We start from the raw sequence: 18951 nt of genomic DNA, 5'->3' as shown, positions 1-18951 counted from the left end.
TTAATACGTAATTAAAGATTTTGTATTTAAACTCATTTCATTCAAATGCTGTATTCCATTTAAAAACTCCAAGGCAATCACAAAACTAAAACCAGCGACCTTGGCTTTTTGCTGAATTAATTTTCCCGCAGCAATAGCCGTTCCTCCAGTTGCCAACAAATCATCGTGAATTAACACATTGCTTCCAGGAACAATAGCATCTTCGTGAACTTCTATAGTTGCAGATCCATATTCTAAATCATAAGATTCTTTAATGGTTTTAGCGGGTAGTTTACCTTCTTTACGAATCATGATAAAAGGAACTTGTAATTTTTGAGCCAATAAAATCCCAAACAAATAACCTCTAGATTCTATACCTGCAACTGCATCAATAGCATCATCTTTAAATTGTACTACCATAGCACTCACCAATTCATCAACCAAAATAGGGTCTAATAATATAGGAGTAATGTCTTTAAATAAAATTCCCTCTTTTGGAAAATTGGGAACATCTCTAATCACGGATTTGATCTTGTCTTGAAGGCTTAAATTCATGTTATTTTTTTCTGTATTTTTCTGTTATGTTTTTTACATGCTCTAAAATAGCAATGTCTTGTGCTGAAATTTCTACAGAAGACAATTCCATCATTTTAGTAGCTGTTCTAATTGCTTTTTTAAAACGATACACATCTATAATTTTATTTCCACTCCAACTAAAAGATGGAATAAATTTTTCGGGCAAATCAGATCCAAAAATATGGGCACTTACTCCAACAACTGTACCAGTATTAAACATTGTATTGATGCTGGTTTTTGAATGATCTCCCATCATTAACCCGCACAACAACTGATTGGTTTCTTCGTAAATTTCTTCTTCATAACTCCACAATCTTACATTACTATATGTGTTTTTTAAATTCGACACATTAGAATCGGCTCCAAAATTACACCACTCTCCTATGACCGAATTTCCTAAATATCCTTCGTGTCCTTTATTGGAGTTGGCAAACAAAATACTGTTCTTAATTTCTCCTCCAACTTTACAATTAGGTCCTACCGTAGTAGCTCCATAAATTTTAGCTCCCATTTTTACCAAAGCTTTTTCTCCCAAAGCAAAAGGCCCTCTAATCATAGCTCCATCTAAAACAACTGCATCTTTAGCAATATAAATAGGTCCGGAAGAGGCATTTAAAATACAGGGATTGATTTGCGCTCCTTCTTCTATAAAAATTTGCTCTTTATTGATGGCTTGTACATAAACAGGAATATCTGCAGAAAACTCATCTTTGCTTAGCAATTCAAAATCTTGTCGAATGGCATAATCATTTAACAAAAACAAATCCCATTTGTGTTCAATAGCTTTTACATCTTGAACTTCAATAATATCATAAGTAGAAAAATCTACTTCTTCTTGATCTTCACAACTGTAAAAAGCAATCATTTCATCATCACAAAAAACAGCTTGATTTTTCTTTAAATTTTTAACTGCCTTAAAAAAAGCTAGATTGGGTAAATAACCTGCATTGATAAAAATGTTTTCTTCCAACTCTAACATAGGATATTTTTCTTCTAAATATTCTTCTGTTAATGTTGTGGTGGTAAATCTTAAAAAAGTTTCCCACTTTTCTCGAATCGTTAAAATTCCAATTCTAAGATCGGCAACAGGTCTGGTAAATGTAAAAGGCAACAATGCTTCTCTACAAGCACCATCAAAAAGGATGTAATTCATAACTTAAAAGGTTAAACAGGTGTTGTGTAAACGATTAATTTTTCATTTTTTTTTAAGCTAAAAAGGTATAAAAAAACCACCTAACATGAATTGTAGGTGGCCTTGTTTATTTGAAAAAAAACTACGATTATCTTGAGTAATTCGGAGCTTCTTTGGTAATTGTAACATCATGTGGGTGACTTTCAGCAATTCCAGAAGCTGTAATTCTTACAAACTCTGCTGTTTTTTGATCTGCTATAGTAGCAGCACCACAGTATCCCATACCTGCACGTAACCCTCCAATAAATTGGTGCATTGTTTCGTACAACTCTCCTTTATAAGGAACACGTCCTTCAATTCCTTCAGGTACTAATTTCTTACTATTATCCTCATCTCCTTGGAAATATCTGTCTTTTGAACCTTTTTTCATAGCTTCAACAGATCCCATTCCACGGTAAGACTTAAATCTTCTTCCGTTAAACAAAATAACTTCTCCTGGAGCTTCTTTAGTTCCTGCTAACAAAGATCCTAACATTACAGAATCTGCACCTGCAGCAATCGCTTTAGGAATATCTCCTGTATAACGAACTCCTCCATCAGCAATAACAGGTACTCCTGTTCCTTCTAAAGCTTCGGCAACTTGCATAACAGCAGACAATTGTGGATACCCCACTCCTGCAACAACACGTGTAGTACAAATAGAACCAGGTCCTATTCCTACTTTTACACCATCTGCTCCTGCTGCAACTAAATCTAAAGCCGCTTTTGCTGTAACAATATTTCCAGCAACTACATCTAAATTAGGATAAGCTGCTTTTACTTCTTTTAATTTATTTAAAATATTAATAGAATGTCCGTGAGCTGAATCTAATACAACTGCATCTACTCCTTCTTTTGCCAAAGCAGCAACACGTTCCAAACAATCATCAGTAACTCCAATAGCTGCAGCAACTCTTAATCTTCCGTATTCGTCTTTATTTGCTTCTGGGTTTTCTCTTACTTTAACAATATCTCTAAAAGTAATTAAGCCTACCAATTTAAAGTTGTCATCAACAATAGGTAATTTTTCTACTTTATTATCTTGTAAAATAACTTCGGCTTCTTTTAAAGAAGTTCCGGCAGAAACAGTAACCAATCCTTTAGAAGTCATTACTTCTGAAATCTTTCTTTGACTGTTTTTCTCAAAACGCAAATCTCTATTGGTAACAATTCCTTTTAAAACACCATCAGCATCTACAACAGGAATTCCACCAATTTTATGCTCATTCATTAAGGAATTTGCAGCCATGACAGTTTCTCCAGCAGTAATGGTTACAGGCTCCAAAATCATACCTGCCTCAGAACGCTTCACTTTTTTAACTTGTTTAGCTTGTTCTTTGATAGACATGTTTTTGTGAATCACTCCTATTCCACCTTCACGTGCAATAGCAATAGCCATTCTTCCTTCTGTTACAGTATCCATAGCAGCAGAAACAATCGGAGTATTCAAAGGAATATTCTTCGTAAATTTTGACTTTATTGAAACGGTGTTAGGTAAAACTTCTGAATAAGCTGGGACCAATAATACATCATCGTAAGTAAGTCCTTCAGAAATAACTTTGTTTGTAGACATTTGCAATTAGTTATGATTTAATTGCATGCAAATATACAACATTTAAAACGATTCAAACTAAAGGAATTTAAAGAATTTTCAATCCTTAAACCTTTGTATATCAACTCGTTTTTTAGTAACTTTAATAGACACTCTAATACAAATACAATTATGAAAAATATTATTATACCTGTAGATTTTTCAAAATATGCTGAATATGCACTAAAAGCAGCTGCTAAATTTGCAAAAAAACAAAATTCCACCCTAATTTTAGTGCACATGTTAGAGATGCCAACGGGCTATTCTGATCATGATAGTGATTATGGAAAAACCATTGTTTTTTTAATTAAATATGCTGAAAAGAAAATGCAAAAGTTTATTGAAAAAGACTATTTGCAGGATGTAAAAATTCAAGTAATTATCAAGCATTTTGCCTTGTTCCCAGAAATTGGTGACTTGGCAGAAGAACACAATGCTTCTTTAATTATTATGGGATCTCATGGAATTAGCGAACACAACGATACTTTTTTAGGTTCTAATACCGAAAAAGTGGTGAGAAATTCCCCTATTCCAGTTTTAGTGATCAAAGAAGAGCTGCCTAGTATTGATTTTAAAAACTCGGTATTTGTGAGTGATTTTAAAATGGAATCTGTGAAAGCGTATCAAAAAGCAAAAAACTTCTTTAAATCTATAAATGTAAAACCTACCCTATTATTTATTAACAAACCTGATGGTGGCTTTGTATCTACCAGTGAAATGAATGCTAGATTTGAAAACTTTTTAATGAAAGCAGATGGGAACTTAGACAATTTAGATGCTTTTGCAAACTACGACGATTATACCGTTGCTAGTGGAGTAAGATATTTTGCCGATGAAAATGATATTTCTTTAATTTCTGTAGCTACTCACGGAAAGTCTAGTTTATCAAAATTCTTTAACAAAAGTATCTCTTTAGACATTGCAAATAAATCTACAAGACCTGTATTAACAGTCTTAATCTAAAATATTTATCTTTTTTACAAAAAGCCCTGTTTTTGCTACGGAAACAGGGCTTTTTTTGTCTTTAATATGGTTGTGTATTAACTAGAATCTTAGTATAATTGCCTCTTGTTTTAACAATTATCAAACTTTTACAAAAGGGAATGAAAAAGATTATAGTACCGATTGATTTTACGGAGTATTCTGAACATGCTTTACAAACTGCAGTTTCTTTAGCAAAGAAAAATAACTTGCAGATTACTTTAATTACAATGATTAAAAATCCTTCTTCTTTTTCAGAAGAAACCATCTCTTTTTCTAAAGATAACTTTCTTTCTATACAACAAGCAGAAGCTAAAATGGAAGTTTTTGTAAAACAAGAACTTTTAAAAGATATAAAAGTAGATTACTTAATTAAGCATTACCGAATTTTTAGTGAATTGGGTGATTTTGCAAACACCGTAAATGGTGATCTAATTATCATGGGAACTCATGGTACTAGCAATGTGGAAGATTACTTTTTAGGTGCTGATACCGAAAAAGCAGTAAGAACTACAGATATTCCTGTAATTGTTGTGAAAGAAGCTGAAATAGATTTAGACACAAAAAATACCTTATTTGTAAGTAATTACAGACCTAATGCCATTGCTGCCTACCAAAAAGCAATGCAAATTTTTAAGGGATTAAACATAACTCCTACGCTTTTGTTTGTAAATAAATTTGGAGATAAATACTTATCTGCAATAGAAGTTAAAGAAAGAATTAAAATCTTTTTATTGGCTGCGGATGGAAATTTAGACAACTTAGAAAACTTTAAAAGCATAGATAGTAAATCTGTAGGTAGAGGAACGCATACTTTTGCAGAAGACAACAATATTGGTTTTATTGCCATGTCTACACAAGGAAAAACAAGTGTAGGTAAATTCTTGAAAAAGAGTGAGAAATTCGATATTTCTGACAAAAACAACTACCCTATCATGAGTGTAAAAATGGCCTAACAAATTTATTTTGTACGTTCCATTTTTGAAACTAGCATAGCTACTGTAGCATCTCCTGTTACATTAATAGTAGTTCTTAGCATATCCAAAGGTCTGTCTACAGCAAAGATTAATGACAATCCTATAGGCAATAATTCCTTTGGAAAGCCAATGGTATCTAATACAATTAACAACATTACCATACCTGCTCCAGGAACTGCAGCAGAACCTATAGAAGCCAATAAAGCGGTTAATATAATTGTAATCTGATTGCTAAACGTTAGTCCTTCGGGCCATAAAACTTGCATAATAAATACTGCTGCTACAGCTTGATACAAGCTAGTTCCATCCATATTCATAGTAGCCCCCACTGGCAACACAAAACTAGACACCTCTTTTTCTACACCTAAATGTTCTTCTACTCTTTCCATAGTAACAGGCAAAGTAGCAGCACTAGAACTGGTAGAAAAGGCTAATAGTTGAGCTGGTGAAATATTCTTTAAAAACCATATAGGTGATTTTTTTACAAAAATTGAAATACACAAACAGTAAAAAACAATCATCAACAAAAGCCCCAAAACAACAACTCCTGCATATTTTAACAAAGCAAGTAACACAGTAACATCATCTGAAGTAACTACTACGGTAGCTAATAAAGACAAAACTGCATAAGGAGCAAAAAGCATAATAATGTCAATCATTTTAAGAATAACATCATTTAAAGAGTCAAAAAAATCTTTTAGAGGTTTGGCTTTTTTTTCTTCAATCAACAACAAACAGATCCCTAAGAATAAGGTAAAAAAGATCACTTTTAACATGCTCTTATTATCTCCCATAGCCTCTACAATATTGCTAGGAATCATATCCTCTATAAATTGTAAAGGTCCTTGTGATTGTTGAGTTTCAGCTTCTAGCAACTTACTTTTCACACTAGCATTATCTACATAATTACTCTTTAGTGTTTCTACAGTTTCTAAAGAAATTCCATCACCGGGTTTAAAAAAGTTAGCCAAAGAAAGTCCTATAGAAATGGCTATAACTGTAGAAAAAATATAAAGGACAATGGTTTTAAGTCCCATAGACTGAAACTTAGAAATATCTTTTAAATCGGATATTCCTTTAATTAACGATCCCATTATTAAGGGAATGGCAATTAATTTTAAAAGTTTTACAAAAATGTTTCCAAAAGGTTGCACCCAATCAAGAATAAATTGTTTACCACCAGTGATTTGAGAACAAATCAATCCTAGAACAACTCCTAGTACCAATCCTATCATAATTTTCCAATGCAAAGCAACTTTTTTCATGTAAGACTATTGTTTAATTAGCATCCGCAACCATCATCTCCACAGTTTTTTTTGTTAGAAGAAGGACGAATAAATTTACGATACAAATACCATATAGCACCTGCAACTACAATAATAGTTAATATGTTTTGAATCCACACCATTAGCTAAGTGTTTGATAAGCAATGAAAGCAGTAACATAAGCCAATCCAGACATCACAAACATCTGAATCAAAGGCCATTTCCACCCATTAGTTTCTCTTTTTACCACTGCAATTGTACTCATGCACTGCATGGCAAAAGCATAAAATAATAAAATAGAAACCCCTGTTGCAAAAGAATAAACGGGTTGCTTGGTATCATTAAAGACCTCATTTCTCATACGTTCTTTAATGGTAGATTCTTGAGCATTTCCAACACTATAGATAGTCGCCAACGTTCCAATAAACACTTCTCTTGCAGCAAAAGAAGTAATCACAGCTACTCCAATTTTCCAATCGTACCCCAAAGGTTTAATAACAGGTTCTATAAGTTTCCCCATTATACCTATATATGAATGTTCCAATTTATAAGAAGCAACCTCTGCTTGCAAAACTTCATCATGATAACTAGGGTGATTTTGTTGAACTACTTCAGTGGCTTGTTGTATATGATCTCCAGGTCCATAAGAAGCCAATACCCATAACAAAATAGAAATAGCTAAAATAATTTTACCGGCATCAAAAACAAACGCTTTGGTTTTTTCAATTACATTGTAAGCTACGTTTTTAAACAATGGCATTTTGTAATTAGGCATTTCTACCACAAAATAAGACTTAGAGGTAATATGCAAAACCTGATCCAAAATAGCTGCAGCCAAAATAGCCGTAAAAAAACCTAGTAAATATAAGCCCATTAAAACCAAACCTTGTACGTTAAAACTTAACAAAGTAGCTTCTTCAGGAATTATCAAACTAATAATAATAGCATATACTGGCAAACGTGCAGAACAAGTGGTAAACGGTGTTACCAATATGGTAATCAAACGTTCTTTCCAATTTTCTATATTTCTTGCAGCCATAATTGCGGGAATGGCACAGGCTGTTCCAGAAATTAAAGGAACAATACTTTTTCCGCTCAAACCAAACCTACGCATAATGCGATCCATTAAGAAAACCACACGACTCATATAACCACTTTCTTCTAAAAAAGAAGTAAACAGAAATAAAAAGGCGATTTGTGGAATAAAAATAACCACCCCCCCAACTCCTGGTATAATTCCTTCGGCCAATAAATTGGTAAAAATTCCTTCGGGCAAATGAGTTCTTGTCAATTCTGATAAATTGGCAAACGCTGCATCAATCAAATCCATAGGAATGGCAGACCAACTAAATAAAGCCTGAAAGACAGTGAATAAAATAGTGAAAAAGATAAGGTATCCGTAAACTCTGTGAATCAAAACTCGATCTAAAAGAGTACGAATGTCTTTAGCGTTTTGTGGATCTTGACTATATGTTTTTTCTAAAACATTTTTTAAAAACTGGTATCTTCTTACCGTTTCTAAATGATGCTTCTTTTTTTCGTCTTTAGCAAACTTAGACAACACCGTATCTTGTTCTACAAAACAAGGGGCTGTGTCAAGACCTTCATAAGAAGCAATTAGTTTTTTAAGATGAGACAATCCTTTGTTCTGTTTAGAACTTACCAAAGCTACTTTGGTTTTTAACAGCGTTTCTAAAGTAGGAATATCAATGTCTATTCCTTTTAAGGTCATTTGATCAGCCATGTTGATAGCCAAAATGGTAGGCAAACCTAAATCTTTAATTTGTGTAAAAATAAAAAGATTACGTTTTAAATTTTCAATATCGACCACCACAACCACAACATCTGGATAGTTCTCGTTGCTAGTGTCAGAAAGGACTTGTACGGCAACATCTTCATCCATAGAACTAGCATTTAAGCTATAAGTCCCTGGTAAATCTATAATTTCTGCCTGAATATCTTTGTCAATCTTAGAAATCCCTGTTTTTTTATCCACAGTAATTCCTGGGTAATTTCCTACTTTTTGATTTAATCCTGTTAATCTATTAAATAGTGAAGTTTTACCAGTATTAGGGTTTCCTATTAAAGCTACTTTAATATCGCTCATAATTTTTCTACTAAAATTTTTGAAGCCACTTCTAAACGAATAGCCAAATAAGTACCGCTAATATTTAAATAGATAGGATCTTGCATAGGGGCTCTTTGTAACACTTCTACATAATTTCCTTCTATGCAACCCATTTCCATCAATTTTAAAGGAACGTCTAGTTCAAAAAAAGATTTAATAATGGCTCTTTCCCCTCTTTGTAAATCTGCAATTGTGTTTGCTTTTGTCATTCAATTCTATATTTGTCAGGATAAAAACTCCCTAGTCAATCGTCTTGTCAAACAATTAACTTACTCCTTTAAACACTAAGTTTCCTAAGCCTATACAAACTACTTAAGGGAACGTTTTCTCTTTAAAAGGAATGCCAAAGATATAAACTATTTAGATTTATTTAAAATAAAAAGCCCCCTATTTTTAAGTGCTTTACAAGTTATTTCTTATAAAATAAGCCTTCTAAATCAATAGAAGGCTTATCGCCAAAACAAAAACAAACTAAATAATCCTATACATGACCATATTTGTATAAAGACATTACAAATATATCTATTTTAATTTATTCTAAATAAAAATAAATATATAGTTTTGTAAAAAAACATCAAATGAGAACATTAGAAAATATATATCAAAACAACTTAGGTACTTCTTACAGAATAAACAACACAGAAGATAATGCTTTCTTAGCGCTAGAAATTAACAAAGTTTCTTTTCTAATTAACGATAGAGAATTAAGCGAATTTGTAAAATCTACAGAGTCTATACTCAATTACCACAGCCAATGTACCTGTCCTCCTGACCTGAAAAATAAAATGGTTATCTATCAAGCAGAACAAACCGAAATAAGAATGTTGTTAAGTTACAATCAATTACTACAATTAAAAGATTTGTTAAAAGGGACTGATTTTAAACTCTCTATGGATACGTTATTAAATAAATATAAAATAAACTAACTATTATTTTAATACAATCTAAATAAACATATATTTGCATTCAAATACTATATTTAATAAATCTAAATAATAATGAATTTTAACTATTTAAAATTAATCACCAAATCTAGCTTAGTATTAGCTCTAGCTTTTACAAGTTGTAACAATGATGATGATAACGTAACAGACAATACTTTAGAAGTAAGTAAAACCGCTTTTATTAGTACTTATGCTAATATTGCAGCAACCAACTACAACGATGCTTATACATCGGCTGTAGAAATGCAAACAGCTATTAATGCTTTTTTAGCAACTCCATCTGAAACTACTTTAGAAACTGCAAAAGAGGCTTGGTTATATGCTCGTGATTTTTATGGACAAACTGAAGCTTTTAGAGAAGCAAATGGACCTATTGACAACGATGATTTATTAGCTACTGAAGGACAAATGAATGCTTGGCCTTTAGATGAAGGTTATATAGACTACGTTTTTGATAGCAATACCCATGACAATGTAAATAACGGTTTAATTGCAGATGATACATTTGAAATTACAGAAGCTAATATTATAGCCAAAAACGAAGAAGGTGGTGATGCAAACATTTCTACAGGATGGCATGCTATTGAATTTTTATTATGGGGACAAGATTTAAACTATAATTCAGAAACTCATGCAACAGATTATTCTGTTTCTGGAAACAGACCTTATACAGATTATACTTCAGCAGCTGATTTTGCAGAAAGAAGAAAAGATTACCTAAAAGTGGTAACAGATTTATTGGTAAAAGATTTAAAAGACTTAAGCGATACATGGGCTACAGGAGGTTCTTACAGAACTACGTTTAATGCTTTAGATACAGATGTTGCTTTAAAAAATATTTTAAACGGTATAGGCTTCATCTCTAATGGAGAGGTAGCCTTAGAAAGAATTGATCCTGCTATTGATGAGGGACAAGAAAACGAACATTCTTGTTTTTCAGACAACACCAATCAAGACATGTGGGCAAATGCTACAGGATTAAACAATGTAATTAACGGTTCTTACAAAGCTAAAAACAACACCCTAGTTTCTGGAACTTCATTAATTGATGTAGTAGCTGAATATGATGCTGAAATTGCAACAAATTTAAATACAAAAGCAACAAATGTCATCACAAAATTAAATGCTTTGTTAGCCTTAAATAAAAACTTTGATGAGATTATTAGCGAAGAAACTTTAGGTTCTAATGGACCTGCAGGCCAATTATCTTCTGCCTTAAAAGCACAAGGAACAGCGGTTGCAGATGCAGCTAGCGAATTAGGAGTAAGCATTTCTATCAACTAGAAATAAGATCCTAAATACCAGTAAATAAATAATAGAAACTGAAGCCAATAATGGCTTCAGTTTTTTGGCTTTAAAATAATTAGCATGAATACCTTTTATAAACTATCAATTGCTTTGCTTTTTGTTGGTTGTACAGCAGACACAGACAACATAGATAGTGAAAATGAATACATAACAAAATACTACGTAGAGGGAGAAGAAAATTTAGTTTCCGAACTATCTGTAGAAGCTTTTACGGCAGACAAAGCTTTTGGTAGAGCCATTCCTAATTTATCAGAGTTAGAACTTTCTCTTTTTGGTGTTGGAAATGCTATGTTTGATCAGAACTGGGTTTCTGCTCCAGCTACTACTACTTCTAGAGACGGATTAGGACCTTTATTTAATGCTAGAGCTTGTAGTGCTTGCCATTTAGCTGATGGTAGAGGAAAACCTTTGTTAGAAACAGGTGCTGCCTCATCTGGTTTCTTAATAAGATTAAGTGCTGGAAACAGTCTTACAGAGGGTCCCATTCCTTTTCCTAATTATGGAGGACAGTTTCAAGATGATGCCAACTTTAACGTAAAACCAGAAGGAGATATCAATGTTAGTTTTGAATTCATCAACGGAACCTATCCTGATGGTACTGCTTATCAATTAAGAAAACCTACCTACACCCTACTTCCAAATTATGGAAGCTTGTCAGGGGTAGAACAATCCTCTAGAGTAGGGCCACAAGTTATTGGTTTAGGTTTTATTGATGCCTTAAGCGAGGAGAGTTTATTAGCCAATGCAGATGAGAATGATGCAGATGGTGATGGAATTTCTGGAAAAGCCAATTACGTTTGGAATGTAAAAGCAAACCAATTAACCATTGGTAAATTTGGATGGAAAGCCAACCAACCTAGTTTAGAACAACAAGTAGCCGGTGCTTTTAATGGAGATATGGGTTTAACCTCTTCTATTTTTCCTGAAGAAACCTGTCCTCAAGGGATGGATTGTACCGATATGCCAAATGGAAATAACGAAGGTGAAACCGTAGAAATACCCGACATGCAATTTAGTAGAATGATGACCTATCAGGCAGCAATCTCTGTACCTATCAGAAGAAATTTTAAAAATGAAGAGGTCTTAAAAGGGAAACAATTGTTTACAGAACTGTCTTGTGTCAAATGTCATATAGATAATTTCACCACTGGAAACTATCCTTTTTTACCTCAATTAGAGGGCATTCACATCAAACCTTATTCTGATTTTTTACTACACGATATGGGAGAGGCTTTGGCAGACAACAGAGCTGATTATTTAGCAACAGGAAAAGAATGGAGAACACAGCCTTTATGGGGCTTAGGTTTGATTGAATTGGTAAATGACCATACCTATTTATTACACGATGGTAGGGCTAGAAATATAGAGGAAGCTATTTTATGGCACGGTGGAGAAGCAGAAACTTCTAAACAAGATTTTATGAATTTAGACAACAGCAGCAGACAACAATTAATCGCATTTTTAAACTCTTTATAAGATGAAAAAAAGATTCCTAAGCATTTTAGCTACACTAACCGTACTAGTAGCTTGTAAAAAAGAGGAAAATCAACCTTTAGACACCTTTTACCAAAGTTATTACGAGGTTAACATACAGCCGGCATTAACCAATTTTAAAACGGAAATAGAAAAACAAATTCTTTACACAGAACAATTTCAACAAAATAAAACCTTAGCCAATTTAGAAATCTTGCAAGAGCAATGGAAAGTAACAGCTACTACCTATGCCAAAACAAGAGTCTATAATTTTGGACGAGTAAAGGACTTATTTTACGATGTAAACATTTACAATTTTCCAGTAAACACAACCGTAATAGAAAATGTCATCCAAAAAAAGGATCCTACAGACATTCAAAACATAGCAACCAAAAGTACCACTGTCAAAGGATTAGGTACCCTAGAATATTTATTGTTTAACAACCAAGATCGTCAGCAAGCATTCAACTTATTTCAGGAAGAGGCTTTTAGAACCGACTATTTAATAGGAGTTACCCAAGAAGTACAAAAACAAATTCAAGATCTACTTAATTTTTGGGAAAACGGTTACAAAACAGAATTTGCAAATTCTAACGGAAAAGCTTGTACAGACAATGCTCGTTGTTTGGCTTTTAATCAAATCATCAACATATTAGATGTCAACAAAGTCACCAAAATAGGAAAGCCAGCAGGTTTAGAAAAATCAGACAACTTGGCTCCTACACTATTAGAGGCTTATAGAAGTGAAACTTCTCTGGAATTGATCAAAGCTAGTTTAGAAGAGATTGAATATGTATATAGCAAAAGTGAAGTGAATTTTGCCAGTATTATTGATGGGATTGATACTTCTAAAGAGCTATCCAAACAAATAGCACTGCATTTTACAGAAGTAGATGCCAACATAACTGCAATTCCTAATAGTTTATACACTGCTATTACAGAAAATCCTACACAAGTAGCCACCTTATACAATTCTTTTACCTTGTTAAACAATCATTTTTCGGTAGATGGGGCTAGTTTATTATCAGTAACGGTTCTACCTACAGATAATGATGGGGATTAAAACAATAAAACCCATTTATAAATCATAGTTGGTATGCTTATCTAACGAAAAGAGCGACTCTCCTTAGGGAGAGCCGCTCTTTTTTCAAGACAAAACTTCTTTGTTTACTAGTTCAATTTCTCATATTCCAATTGAGAAAACCCTCTTTCTCCTCCACTGCTTAACAAGGCTGTAAAACGCAACTTATACAAGTTACCTTCTCCGTCTTTAATTATATAGTATCGGTCATCTTTAGCAATTCCATCTCCGCTATTTCTCCAATCACTCGCAATAACAGCTTGATTGTTATAGATTAAGGCTGACTCATTTACATCACTAATAGAAAAATTAGTATAACTAGGTACATCATAATCAGTTCTAACAGCATCAGTTATTTGATAAGTAAGTACCTCATACAAACCTACATTTCCTAAAGAATTGTGCAATCCATAATCAGAATAAGTCAATCCATAACCTCCTGAACTGTAAGAATAAATTCCTGTAAAATTAAGATCCCATTTAGAAGCTTCTGGCTCTACAGCTACAACGGTTCCACTTGTGAAACTAACCGCTGTTTTTACCTGATCGCTATTTTTTGCTACGGTAATTTCTTGATAAGCGCTAGTTTCATTCAAAGCAGCATAACGAATGGTATATGAATTTCCATCTGACAAAATTCTTACTTTTAAAAATCCTCTATGAGCTCCTGTAGTATTAATGGATCCTGCTTCGGCAGCATCGGTTGGAATTTCATTTCCTAAAGAAACAAGATAAACGTTGTTTTCACTTGCTGTGGTAGATACTTCTGCAAAAGCAGTTTCATCTAAATTTCCTTCTTTACTATCTGTAAATACAATTCCTTCTGCTAAATTGCTAAACTGAGAATAACCTACAGGTAAATTTACCAACAACTCTGCAACAGTACTTACTTGAGAGGGTTGTCCCCAAGAGTTTAAAGTTAATGGGGAGCTTAAGGCTGTGCTTTCTGTAACCGCTAACAAATCTGTTTTTCCTTCTAATTGAGCAGCTGCTACTAATAAGGAAGAGTTTAAAAATACACGATTTTCAGTTCCATTATACACTGCCAATTCCCAAGTATCTCTTTGTACAGCTGTTTGTTTACTAGTACTTAAGTCTATATATACTTGATTAGGAAAATTAGATCCTCCTGTTAACAAATCAATAACAGCTCCGCTAGAAGCCACAGGTGTAAAACTAAGGTTTAGGTTTTTGTTAGCTCCCACATTCCAACCAACTCCTTCAAAAGATTGTATAGAAAAATCAATAGATCTAGAAGTTCCCTCTATAGGATCTGTTAATTTGGTAAAAGTAATAGTAGCTTTACCATCTCCTGCATTTACAGGTAATGTAAGGCTACCATTTTCTCCAGAGGGATGTGTTGTAAAATCAGTCCCATAAACAGCGTTGTCAGTCGTATAAGCAATCTCAATACTTCCAGATTCTGTAGCTGTTCTAGAAAAATTGATATCTAAGTTTATTTCAGAATCTCCTTCCAAAATTCCGGTACTAGCATTTTTAAAAGAGGCCGAAAAGTCAATTAAATTGTCGCTATCGTCTTTACTACACGAACTAAATAGTAATAAGGTGCATAGTAGTTTTGTAAATAATAAGGTTCTCATATTGATTGATGTTTAATTAAAGTTTAAAGTGAATAATAATTTTAAAAAATAAGATCTTCCGTTACCAAACAGCCTTGCATTGGATGCAGTTTGATGTGCTTCGGCAGAAACATCCGAAGCATTAACAGTAACAATATTTAAGATGTTTCTAGCTCCAAAAGTGAGCTGTAAGTGTTGGGTAATTTCTTGTCTAATAGAGGCATCTAACCAAGTAAAACTATCGGTTTGTCCAATGCTTACTTCATTTCCTCCTGTTGTGTTTCCTAATAAGACTTGCCTTTTTCCTGTGTATTTTAACTGACCCGACAAAGTGGTTTTTAATGTGGGAAAGCGATAATTGATATGTGATTGCAAATTAAAACTCCATAAAAAATCGGAATTACGAACAGCTAAGGAATTAATACTGGTAGAAGTTCCTAAATAAGTTCCTCCTAGTCCCAAGGATAAATGTTTGTATTGAAATGTGTTTTCTAAAGAGATTCCCGCAATTTTAGAGTTATCTATATTGGCAAACGTAAACAGATTACTTCCATCCTCGTCTACTTGGGTCACATCTGCAATTTTGTTTTCTATATCAAAATAATATCCCTTTAAGGTGGTTTTTAATTGACTTTGAGTAGAAAACTGACTTTGCTTGTTGATATTCAAAAGAAGAGAAATTCCATCTTCAGGCTGTAAGTTTTGGTTTCCTTGTACATTGTGATTCGCATCTACAAAATAGTAAAACAACTCACTAAAATTTGGAGCTCTAAACGCAGAACCAAATACGGCTTTAAGACTTAATTGATCGGTAAATTGATAGGTAGAAGACATAGACCAAATCAGCTTCTTTCCAAACTGAGAATTATGGGTAACTCTGGCTCCAGGATAAAAAGATAGTTTAGAACTAACGTGAAAATCTGCAACTCCAAAAAAGTCATAATTGTTCAGTTGATTTTCAACCACATCATCAGAATAGGCTCCTGTAGCAATGGCATCAAATCCTTTTTGCCAAGAAAACTCATAACCCAATTGCAGATTAAATACCTTAGAATTCGGAATTAAATGATTTACAAACCCCTTAGAAAACCACACTTCGCTAGACTGACTTAAAGCATTTGTATTATAACCTTCTATTCCTTGTAACAGAATATTGTAGATATAATCTTGGTAATAGCGTTTCTGACTTTGTTGCGAAAAAAACAAATTATAATCTGTTTCCCCCTTTAAAGGTCCCGATACCGTAATATTATTTACCCAGCGCTGAGTATCAAAAATTTCATCAGTTGCTGTGGCTTTTACACTTCCATCATCTTGTTTTCTTCCAGTAACAAACTTGTCGTACACAGAAACAGATTCATCAAAATATTGAAGCTTGTAAAAAATACTGTGTTTCCCCAAAACAATATTCGTATTGGCATAATAAGTCATTTGTTGTTTTGGATTCCATTCGGTTCCTCTTAACGTATCGTTTTTTACAGCTCCATCTTGTATGTGTACGTAGTCTTTTCCTTGATATCCATTGTAAAACCCTTGATAATCATTTCTAGAAACTCCCAAGGTTAGACTCACATTCTTAGTAAAATTATGTGCTAATTTTAAGTTTTGTAAATGCCTACCTCTATCCCAAAAGGCATATTCCTTTCCTATGCTTTCTTCTTGTAGAGAGGCTTGAATTTGCCATGTGCTTCTCTGTTTTCGTTTGGTAACAATATTAATAACTCCGGCAACAGCATTGTCTCCATACAAAACTCCCATAGATCCTTCTACCACCTCTATCCGTAATACATCTTCTACGTTTAACTGACTAATATCTATGTTGTTTCCCATCCCATTGTCATTGGCTACGGGAATCCCATCCAACAAAACTTTTACATACTGACCATCCAACCCAAACATGCTTATAGTTGATTTTCCTGTAGATGCATCTGGTGTAATGGTAATATTTAAGTTTTGAGTCAATAAATCGGCTAAGTTATTAGCAGCTACTTTCTCTAGATCTTCTTTGGTAAGTTCTTGTACCGTAAACAACTTTTTACTTAAAGACATAACCTGATCTTTATGTGTAAGTACTACGGCTTTTAATGCTTCTACGGCTGTTGTTTCTTTATCATGCGCTGTTGTTTGCGACCACAAACAAGTAGATATAAAATAAAAAAGCAAGGTTTTATGAATTCTATTTAAAATCATTCCAAATAAATTTTCAGCAAATATAGAAACTATTTTAAATCAATCTAAATTAATTTAGTAAATTTGTCGGCAGATAAATTCTTAAAAATTATAATAAATGAACAAGTTTTTGATAACCAGCCTAATGCTGTGTTTCTCCCTAGCAGGAAATGTACAAGCTCAAAAAAAGAAAGACAGAGAAGCCATAAAAGAAATGTGTGGTTGCTTTGAAGTGAGTTTTAATTTTGCCGAAACTTTTAATTACAGTAAAGATTCTTTGTACCAACCTTCTAAAACCAAACAAAATGAAACAGCTCTAGAATGGGCTCAATTGGTAAAAGATGATAAAAACCATATTTCTATACAACACTTACTGCAAGTAGGAGATCCAAACAAACCTTTTATTGTTAAGCACTGGAGACAGGATTGGTTATACCAAAACAGAGATTTTTATGTGTTTAATGGAGATAGAGAGTGGAATTTTAAAGAGAAATCTAAAAAAGAAGTAAACAACCAATGGACTCAAAAAGTATATCAGGTTGATGACAGTCCTAGATACGAAGGATCAGGTTCTTGGGTACATGTAGATGGAAAAACCTATTGGGAAAGTACCACTACAGCCCCTTTACCTAGAAGAGAATACACCAAGCGTAGTGATTACAACATAACATTAAGAGGAAATCGTCAAGAAATCACAAAAACAGGTTGGGTTCACGATCAAGACAATGCAAAAGTAATTCGCGAAAAAGGAAAAGAAGATATCATCATTGCCCATGAAAAAGGGTATAATGTCTACACAAAAGTAGCCGATGAAAAATGCCAAGCAGCCCAGGATTGGTGGACAAAAAACAAAGACAAATGGGCTGTTGTACGTGCAAAATGGGATCAAGTATACAGTAGAAATAAAGATGTACACCTAGAAGCTAAAGTAAATAACAAATTACTGTACAAATACTTATTTTCTGACGAGTACCAATCTCAAGAAAAAATCAGTAAAATTATAGAAGATTTTGTAAAATAAATTCATGAGAACAAGAACGAAACAGTTCCTATACTTCCCTATAGCCTTGTGTTTGTTTGCTTTTATAGGAACTTCCAATCCAAACAAATACAAGTGCTTAATTCAAATGCAAAACTACACAGGAGAGGGTGCTTATGTAATTGTCTCTTTAATCAATAAGCAAGGGGATTACGAAAAAACCTTGTATGTAAACGGTGCAGATGATGAATGGTATTTTGACATTTCGGAATGGTGGAATTTCTACGGAAAAAGAAGAACTTCTTTGGATGCCATTACAGGGGCAACACTAAGTAGTGGCAAACGAGGAATGAGTATGTTAGAAATAGAGCCCAACAAAATAAACAAAGGCTACAAAATTCGGTTTGAAACCGCAGTAGAAGACCAAGAATATTATAAAAAAGATGTAGAAATAGTCTTAACCGATAGTATTTTCAATCAGAAAATAAACGGTCAGGGATTTATTAAATACATTAGATTAATAGCACAATAATAAAAAACGGTTTGATGAAACATCAAACCGTTTTTTAGGTATTACCATATAAATAAGTAAAGTACTGGCCTACTTCTATAATCCAAACAAACAGGAGCATCTATAAACATCCTATAAGCAACACAAAAAAAGGTACTGTTTTAAAATCCAAGTAAAAACTGAAAAAAAACATTTATTTTTGACCATCTAAGGAAGAGTAACCTCTGGTTCTTTATCC

General features: G+C 33.3%; 17 protein-coding genes. 8 read left to right on the top strand and 9 right to left on the bottom strand.

The window, feature by feature from the left end; all coding sequences use genetic code 11:
• The 3 genes from GGR97_RS12490 to guaB form a co-directional block, all read right to left on the bottom strand.
• Entirely contained in the window at positions 1-534 is a 534-nt protein-coding gene (locus GGR97_RS12490; protein WP_167898860.1) for an adenine phosphoribosyltransferase, read from the bottom strand.
• Between the two features lies 1 nt (position 535).
• Complete coding sequence (locus GGR97_RS12485; protein ID WP_167898859.1) at positions 536-1708, bottom strand: putative sugar nucleotidyl transferase; 1173 nt, start codon at positions 1706-1708, stop codon at positions 536-538.
• Between the two features lie 127 nt (positions 1709-1835).
• Positions 1836-3299, bottom strand: a complete 1464-nt coding sequence (guaB, locus tag GGR97_RS12480) for an IMP dehydrogenase (protein WP_167898858.1) — start codon at positions 3297-3299, stop codon at positions 1836-1838.
• 150 nt (positions 3300-3449) lie between these two features.
• On the opposite strand from guaB, the gene GGR97_RS12475 reads away from it, so the two are divergent.
• Positions 3450-4280: a universal stress protein gene (locus tag GGR97_RS12475; RefSeq protein WP_167898857.1), complete on the top strand. Its 831-nt coding sequence runs from the start codon at positions 3450-3452 to the stop codon at positions 4278-4280.
• Positions 4281-4420: 140 nt separating this feature from the next.
• The gene (locus tag GGR97_RS12470; RefSeq protein WP_167898856.1) at positions 4421-5254 is read left to right on the top strand and encodes a universal stress protein; all 834 of its coding nucleotides are present in this window, start codon (positions 4421-4423) and stop codon (positions 5252-5254) included.
• A 5-nt stretch (positions 5255-5259) separates the two neighbouring features.
• On the opposite strand, the gene GGR97_RS12465 is transcribed toward GGR97_RS12470, so the two are convergent.
• From GGR97_RS12465 to GGR97_RS12450, 4 genes are read right to left on the bottom strand one after another with little or no spacing between them, the layout of a single operon-like run.
• Complete coding sequence (locus GGR97_RS12465) at positions 5260-6540, bottom strand: dicarboxylate/amino acid:cation symporter (protein WP_167898855.1); 1281 nt, start codon at positions 6538-6540, stop codon at positions 5260-5262.
• Between the two features lie 17 nt (positions 6541-6557).
• Positions 6558-6683, bottom strand: a complete 126-nt coding sequence (locus GGR97_RS12460) for a FeoB-associated Cys-rich membrane protein (protein ID WP_167898854.1) — start codon at positions 6681-6683, stop codon at positions 6558-6560.
• Positions 6683-8647, bottom strand: coding sequence for a ferrous iron transport protein B (feoB, locus tag GGR97_RS12455; protein WP_167898853.1), 1965 nt, complete (start codon positions 8645-8647; stop codon positions 6683-6685). Before feoB ends, GGR97_RS12460 begins: the two co-directional genes overlap by 1 nt.
• Complete coding sequence (locus GGR97_RS12450) at positions 8644-8877, bottom strand: FeoA family protein (RefSeq protein WP_167898852.1); 234 nt, start codon at positions 8875-8877, stop codon at positions 8644-8646. Before GGR97_RS12450 ends, feoB begins: the two co-directional genes overlap by 4 nt.
• Before the next feature lie 369 nt (positions 8878-9246).
• Here GGR97_RS12450 and GGR97_RS12445 point away from each other — a divergent pair, with 369 nt between their 5' ends.
• The 4 genes from GGR97_RS12445 to GGR97_RS12430 all read left to right on the top strand — a co-directional run bounded on the left by GGR97_RS12445 (position 9247) and on the right by GGR97_RS12430 (position 13456).
• Positions 9247-9594: a hypothetical protein gene (locus tag GGR97_RS12445; RefSeq protein WP_167898851.1), complete on the top strand. Its 348-nt coding sequence runs from the start codon at positions 9247-9249 to the stop codon at positions 9592-9594.
• 72 nt (positions 9595-9666) lie between these two features.
• Positions 9667-10896, top strand: a complete 1230-nt coding sequence (locus GGR97_RS12440) for an imelysin family protein (RefSeq protein ID WP_167898850.1) — start codon at positions 9667-9669, stop codon at positions 10894-10896.
• A gap of 84 nt (positions 10897-10980) precedes the next feature.
• Positions 10981-12396, top strand: coding sequence for a di-heme oxidoreductase family protein (locus tag GGR97_RS12435; RefSeq protein WP_167898849.1), 1416 nt, complete (start codon positions 10981-10983; stop codon positions 12394-12396).
• 1 nt (position 12397) lies between these two features.
• On the top strand, positions 12398-13456 hold the full coding sequence (locus tag GGR97_RS12430; RefSeq protein ID WP_167898848.1) for an imelysin family protein: 1059 nt from the start codon (positions 12398-12400) through the stop codon (positions 13454-13456).
• Between the two features lie 107 nt (positions 13457-13563).
• Here the strand turns inward: GGR97_RS12430 and GGR97_RS12425 are convergent, their stop codons facing one another.
• Both GGR97_RS12425 and GGR97_RS12420 read right to left on the bottom strand, forming a co-directional pair.
• Positions 13564-15075 (bottom strand): HmuY family protein, encoded by a 1512-nt coding sequence (locus GGR97_RS12425; RefSeq protein ID WP_167898847.1) that lies wholly within the window; start codon positions 15073-15075, stop codon positions 13564-13566.
• Between the two features lie 12 nt (positions 15076-15087).
• A complete protein-coding gene (locus GGR97_RS12420) occupies positions 15088-17244 on the bottom strand; it encodes a TonB-dependent receptor plug domain-containing protein (protein ID WP_167898846.1) in 2157 nt (718 codons plus the stop codon).
• Between the two features lie 97 nt (positions 17245-17341).
• Between GGR97_RS12420 and GGR97_RS12415 the strand changes: the two genes are divergently transcribed.
• Together GGR97_RS12415 and GGR97_RS12410 are read left to right on the top strand one after the other, a co-directional pair.
• On the top strand, positions 17342-18244 hold the full coding sequence (locus GGR97_RS12415) for a DUF6607 family protein (RefSeq protein ID WP_167898845.1): 903 nt from the start codon (positions 17342-17344) through the stop codon (positions 18242-18244).
• A gap of 4 nt (positions 18245-18248) precedes the next feature.
• Positions 18249-18734, top strand: coding sequence for a DUF2271 domain-containing protein (locus GGR97_RS12410; protein WP_167898844.1), 486 nt, complete (start codon positions 18249-18251; stop codon positions 18732-18734).
• The last annotated feature ends 217 nt before the right edge of the window (positions 18735-18951 follow it).

The organism is Wenyingzhuangia aestuarii, from assembly GCF_011927765.1.
Taxonomy (GTDB): Bacteria; Bacteroidota; Bacteroidia; order Flavobacteriales; family Flavobacteriaceae; genus Wenyingzhuangia; species Wenyingzhuangia aestuarii.
This window is presented reverse-complemented; position numbering and strand designations above follow the sequence as displayed.

Coding starts and splice junctions, on each gene's coding strand:
- GGR97_RS12485 (WP_167898859.1), bottom strand. CDS start 1,708: ATGAATTACATCCTTTTTGATGGTGCTTGTAGAGAAGCATTGTTGCCT.
- GGR97_RS12415 (WP_167898845.1), top strand. CDS start 17,342: ATGAACAAGTTTTTGATAACCAGCCTAATGCTGTGTTTCTCCCTAGCA.
- GGR97_RS12450 (WP_167898852.1), bottom strand. CDS start 8,877: ATGACAAAAGCAAACACAATTGCAGATTTACAAAGAGGGGAAAGAGCC.
- GGR97_RS12490 (WP_167898860.1), bottom strand. CDS start 534: ATGAATTTAAGCCTTCAAGACAAGATCAAATCCGTGATTAGAGATGTT.
- GGR97_RS12435 (WP_167898849.1), top strand. CDS start 10,981: ATGAATACCTTTTATAAACTATCAATTGCTTTGCTTTTTGTTGGTTGT.
- GGR97_RS12475 (WP_167898857.1), top strand. CDS start 3,450: ATGAAAAATATTATTATACCTGTAGATTTTTCAAAATATGCTGAATAT.
- GGR97_RS12425 (WP_167898847.1), bottom strand. CDS start 15,075: ATGAGAACCTTATTATTTACAAAACTACTATGCACCTTATTACTATTT.
- GGR97_RS12465 (WP_167898855.1), bottom strand. CDS start 6,540: ATGAAAAAAGTTGCTTTGCATTGGAAAATTATGATAGGATTGGTACTA.
- GGR97_RS12470 (WP_167898856.1), top strand. CDS start 4,421: ATGAAAAAGATTATAGTACCGATTGATTTTACGGAGTATTCTGAACAT.
- guaB (WP_167898858.1), bottom strand. CDS start 3,299: ATGTCTACAAACAAAGTTATTTCTGAAGGACTTACTTACGATGATGTA.
- GGR97_RS12410 (WP_167898844.1), top strand. CDS start 18,249: ATGAGAACAAGAACGAAACAGTTCCTATACTTCCCTATAGCCTTGTGT.
- GGR97_RS12440 (WP_167898850.1), top strand. CDS start 9,667: ATGAATTTTAACTATTTAAAATTAATCACCAAATCTAGCTTAGTATTA.
- GGR97_RS12420 (WP_167898846.1), bottom strand. CDS start 17,244: ATGATTTTAAATAGAATTCATAAAACCTTGCTTTTTTATTTTATATCT.
- GGR97_RS12445 (WP_167898851.1), top strand. CDS start 9,247: ATGAGAACATTAGAAAATATATATCAAAACAACTTAGGTACTTCTTAC.
- feoB (WP_167898853.1), bottom strand. CDS start 8,647: ATGAGCGATATTAAAGTAGCTTTAATAGGAAACCCTAATACTGGTAAA.
- GGR97_RS12430 (WP_167898848.1), top strand. CDS start 12,398: ATGAAAAAAAGATTCCTAAGCATTTTAGCTACACTAACCGTACTAGTA.
- GGR97_RS12460 (WP_167898854.1), bottom strand. CDS start 6,683: ATGGTGTGGATTCAAAACATATTAACTATTATTGTAGTTGCAGGTGCT.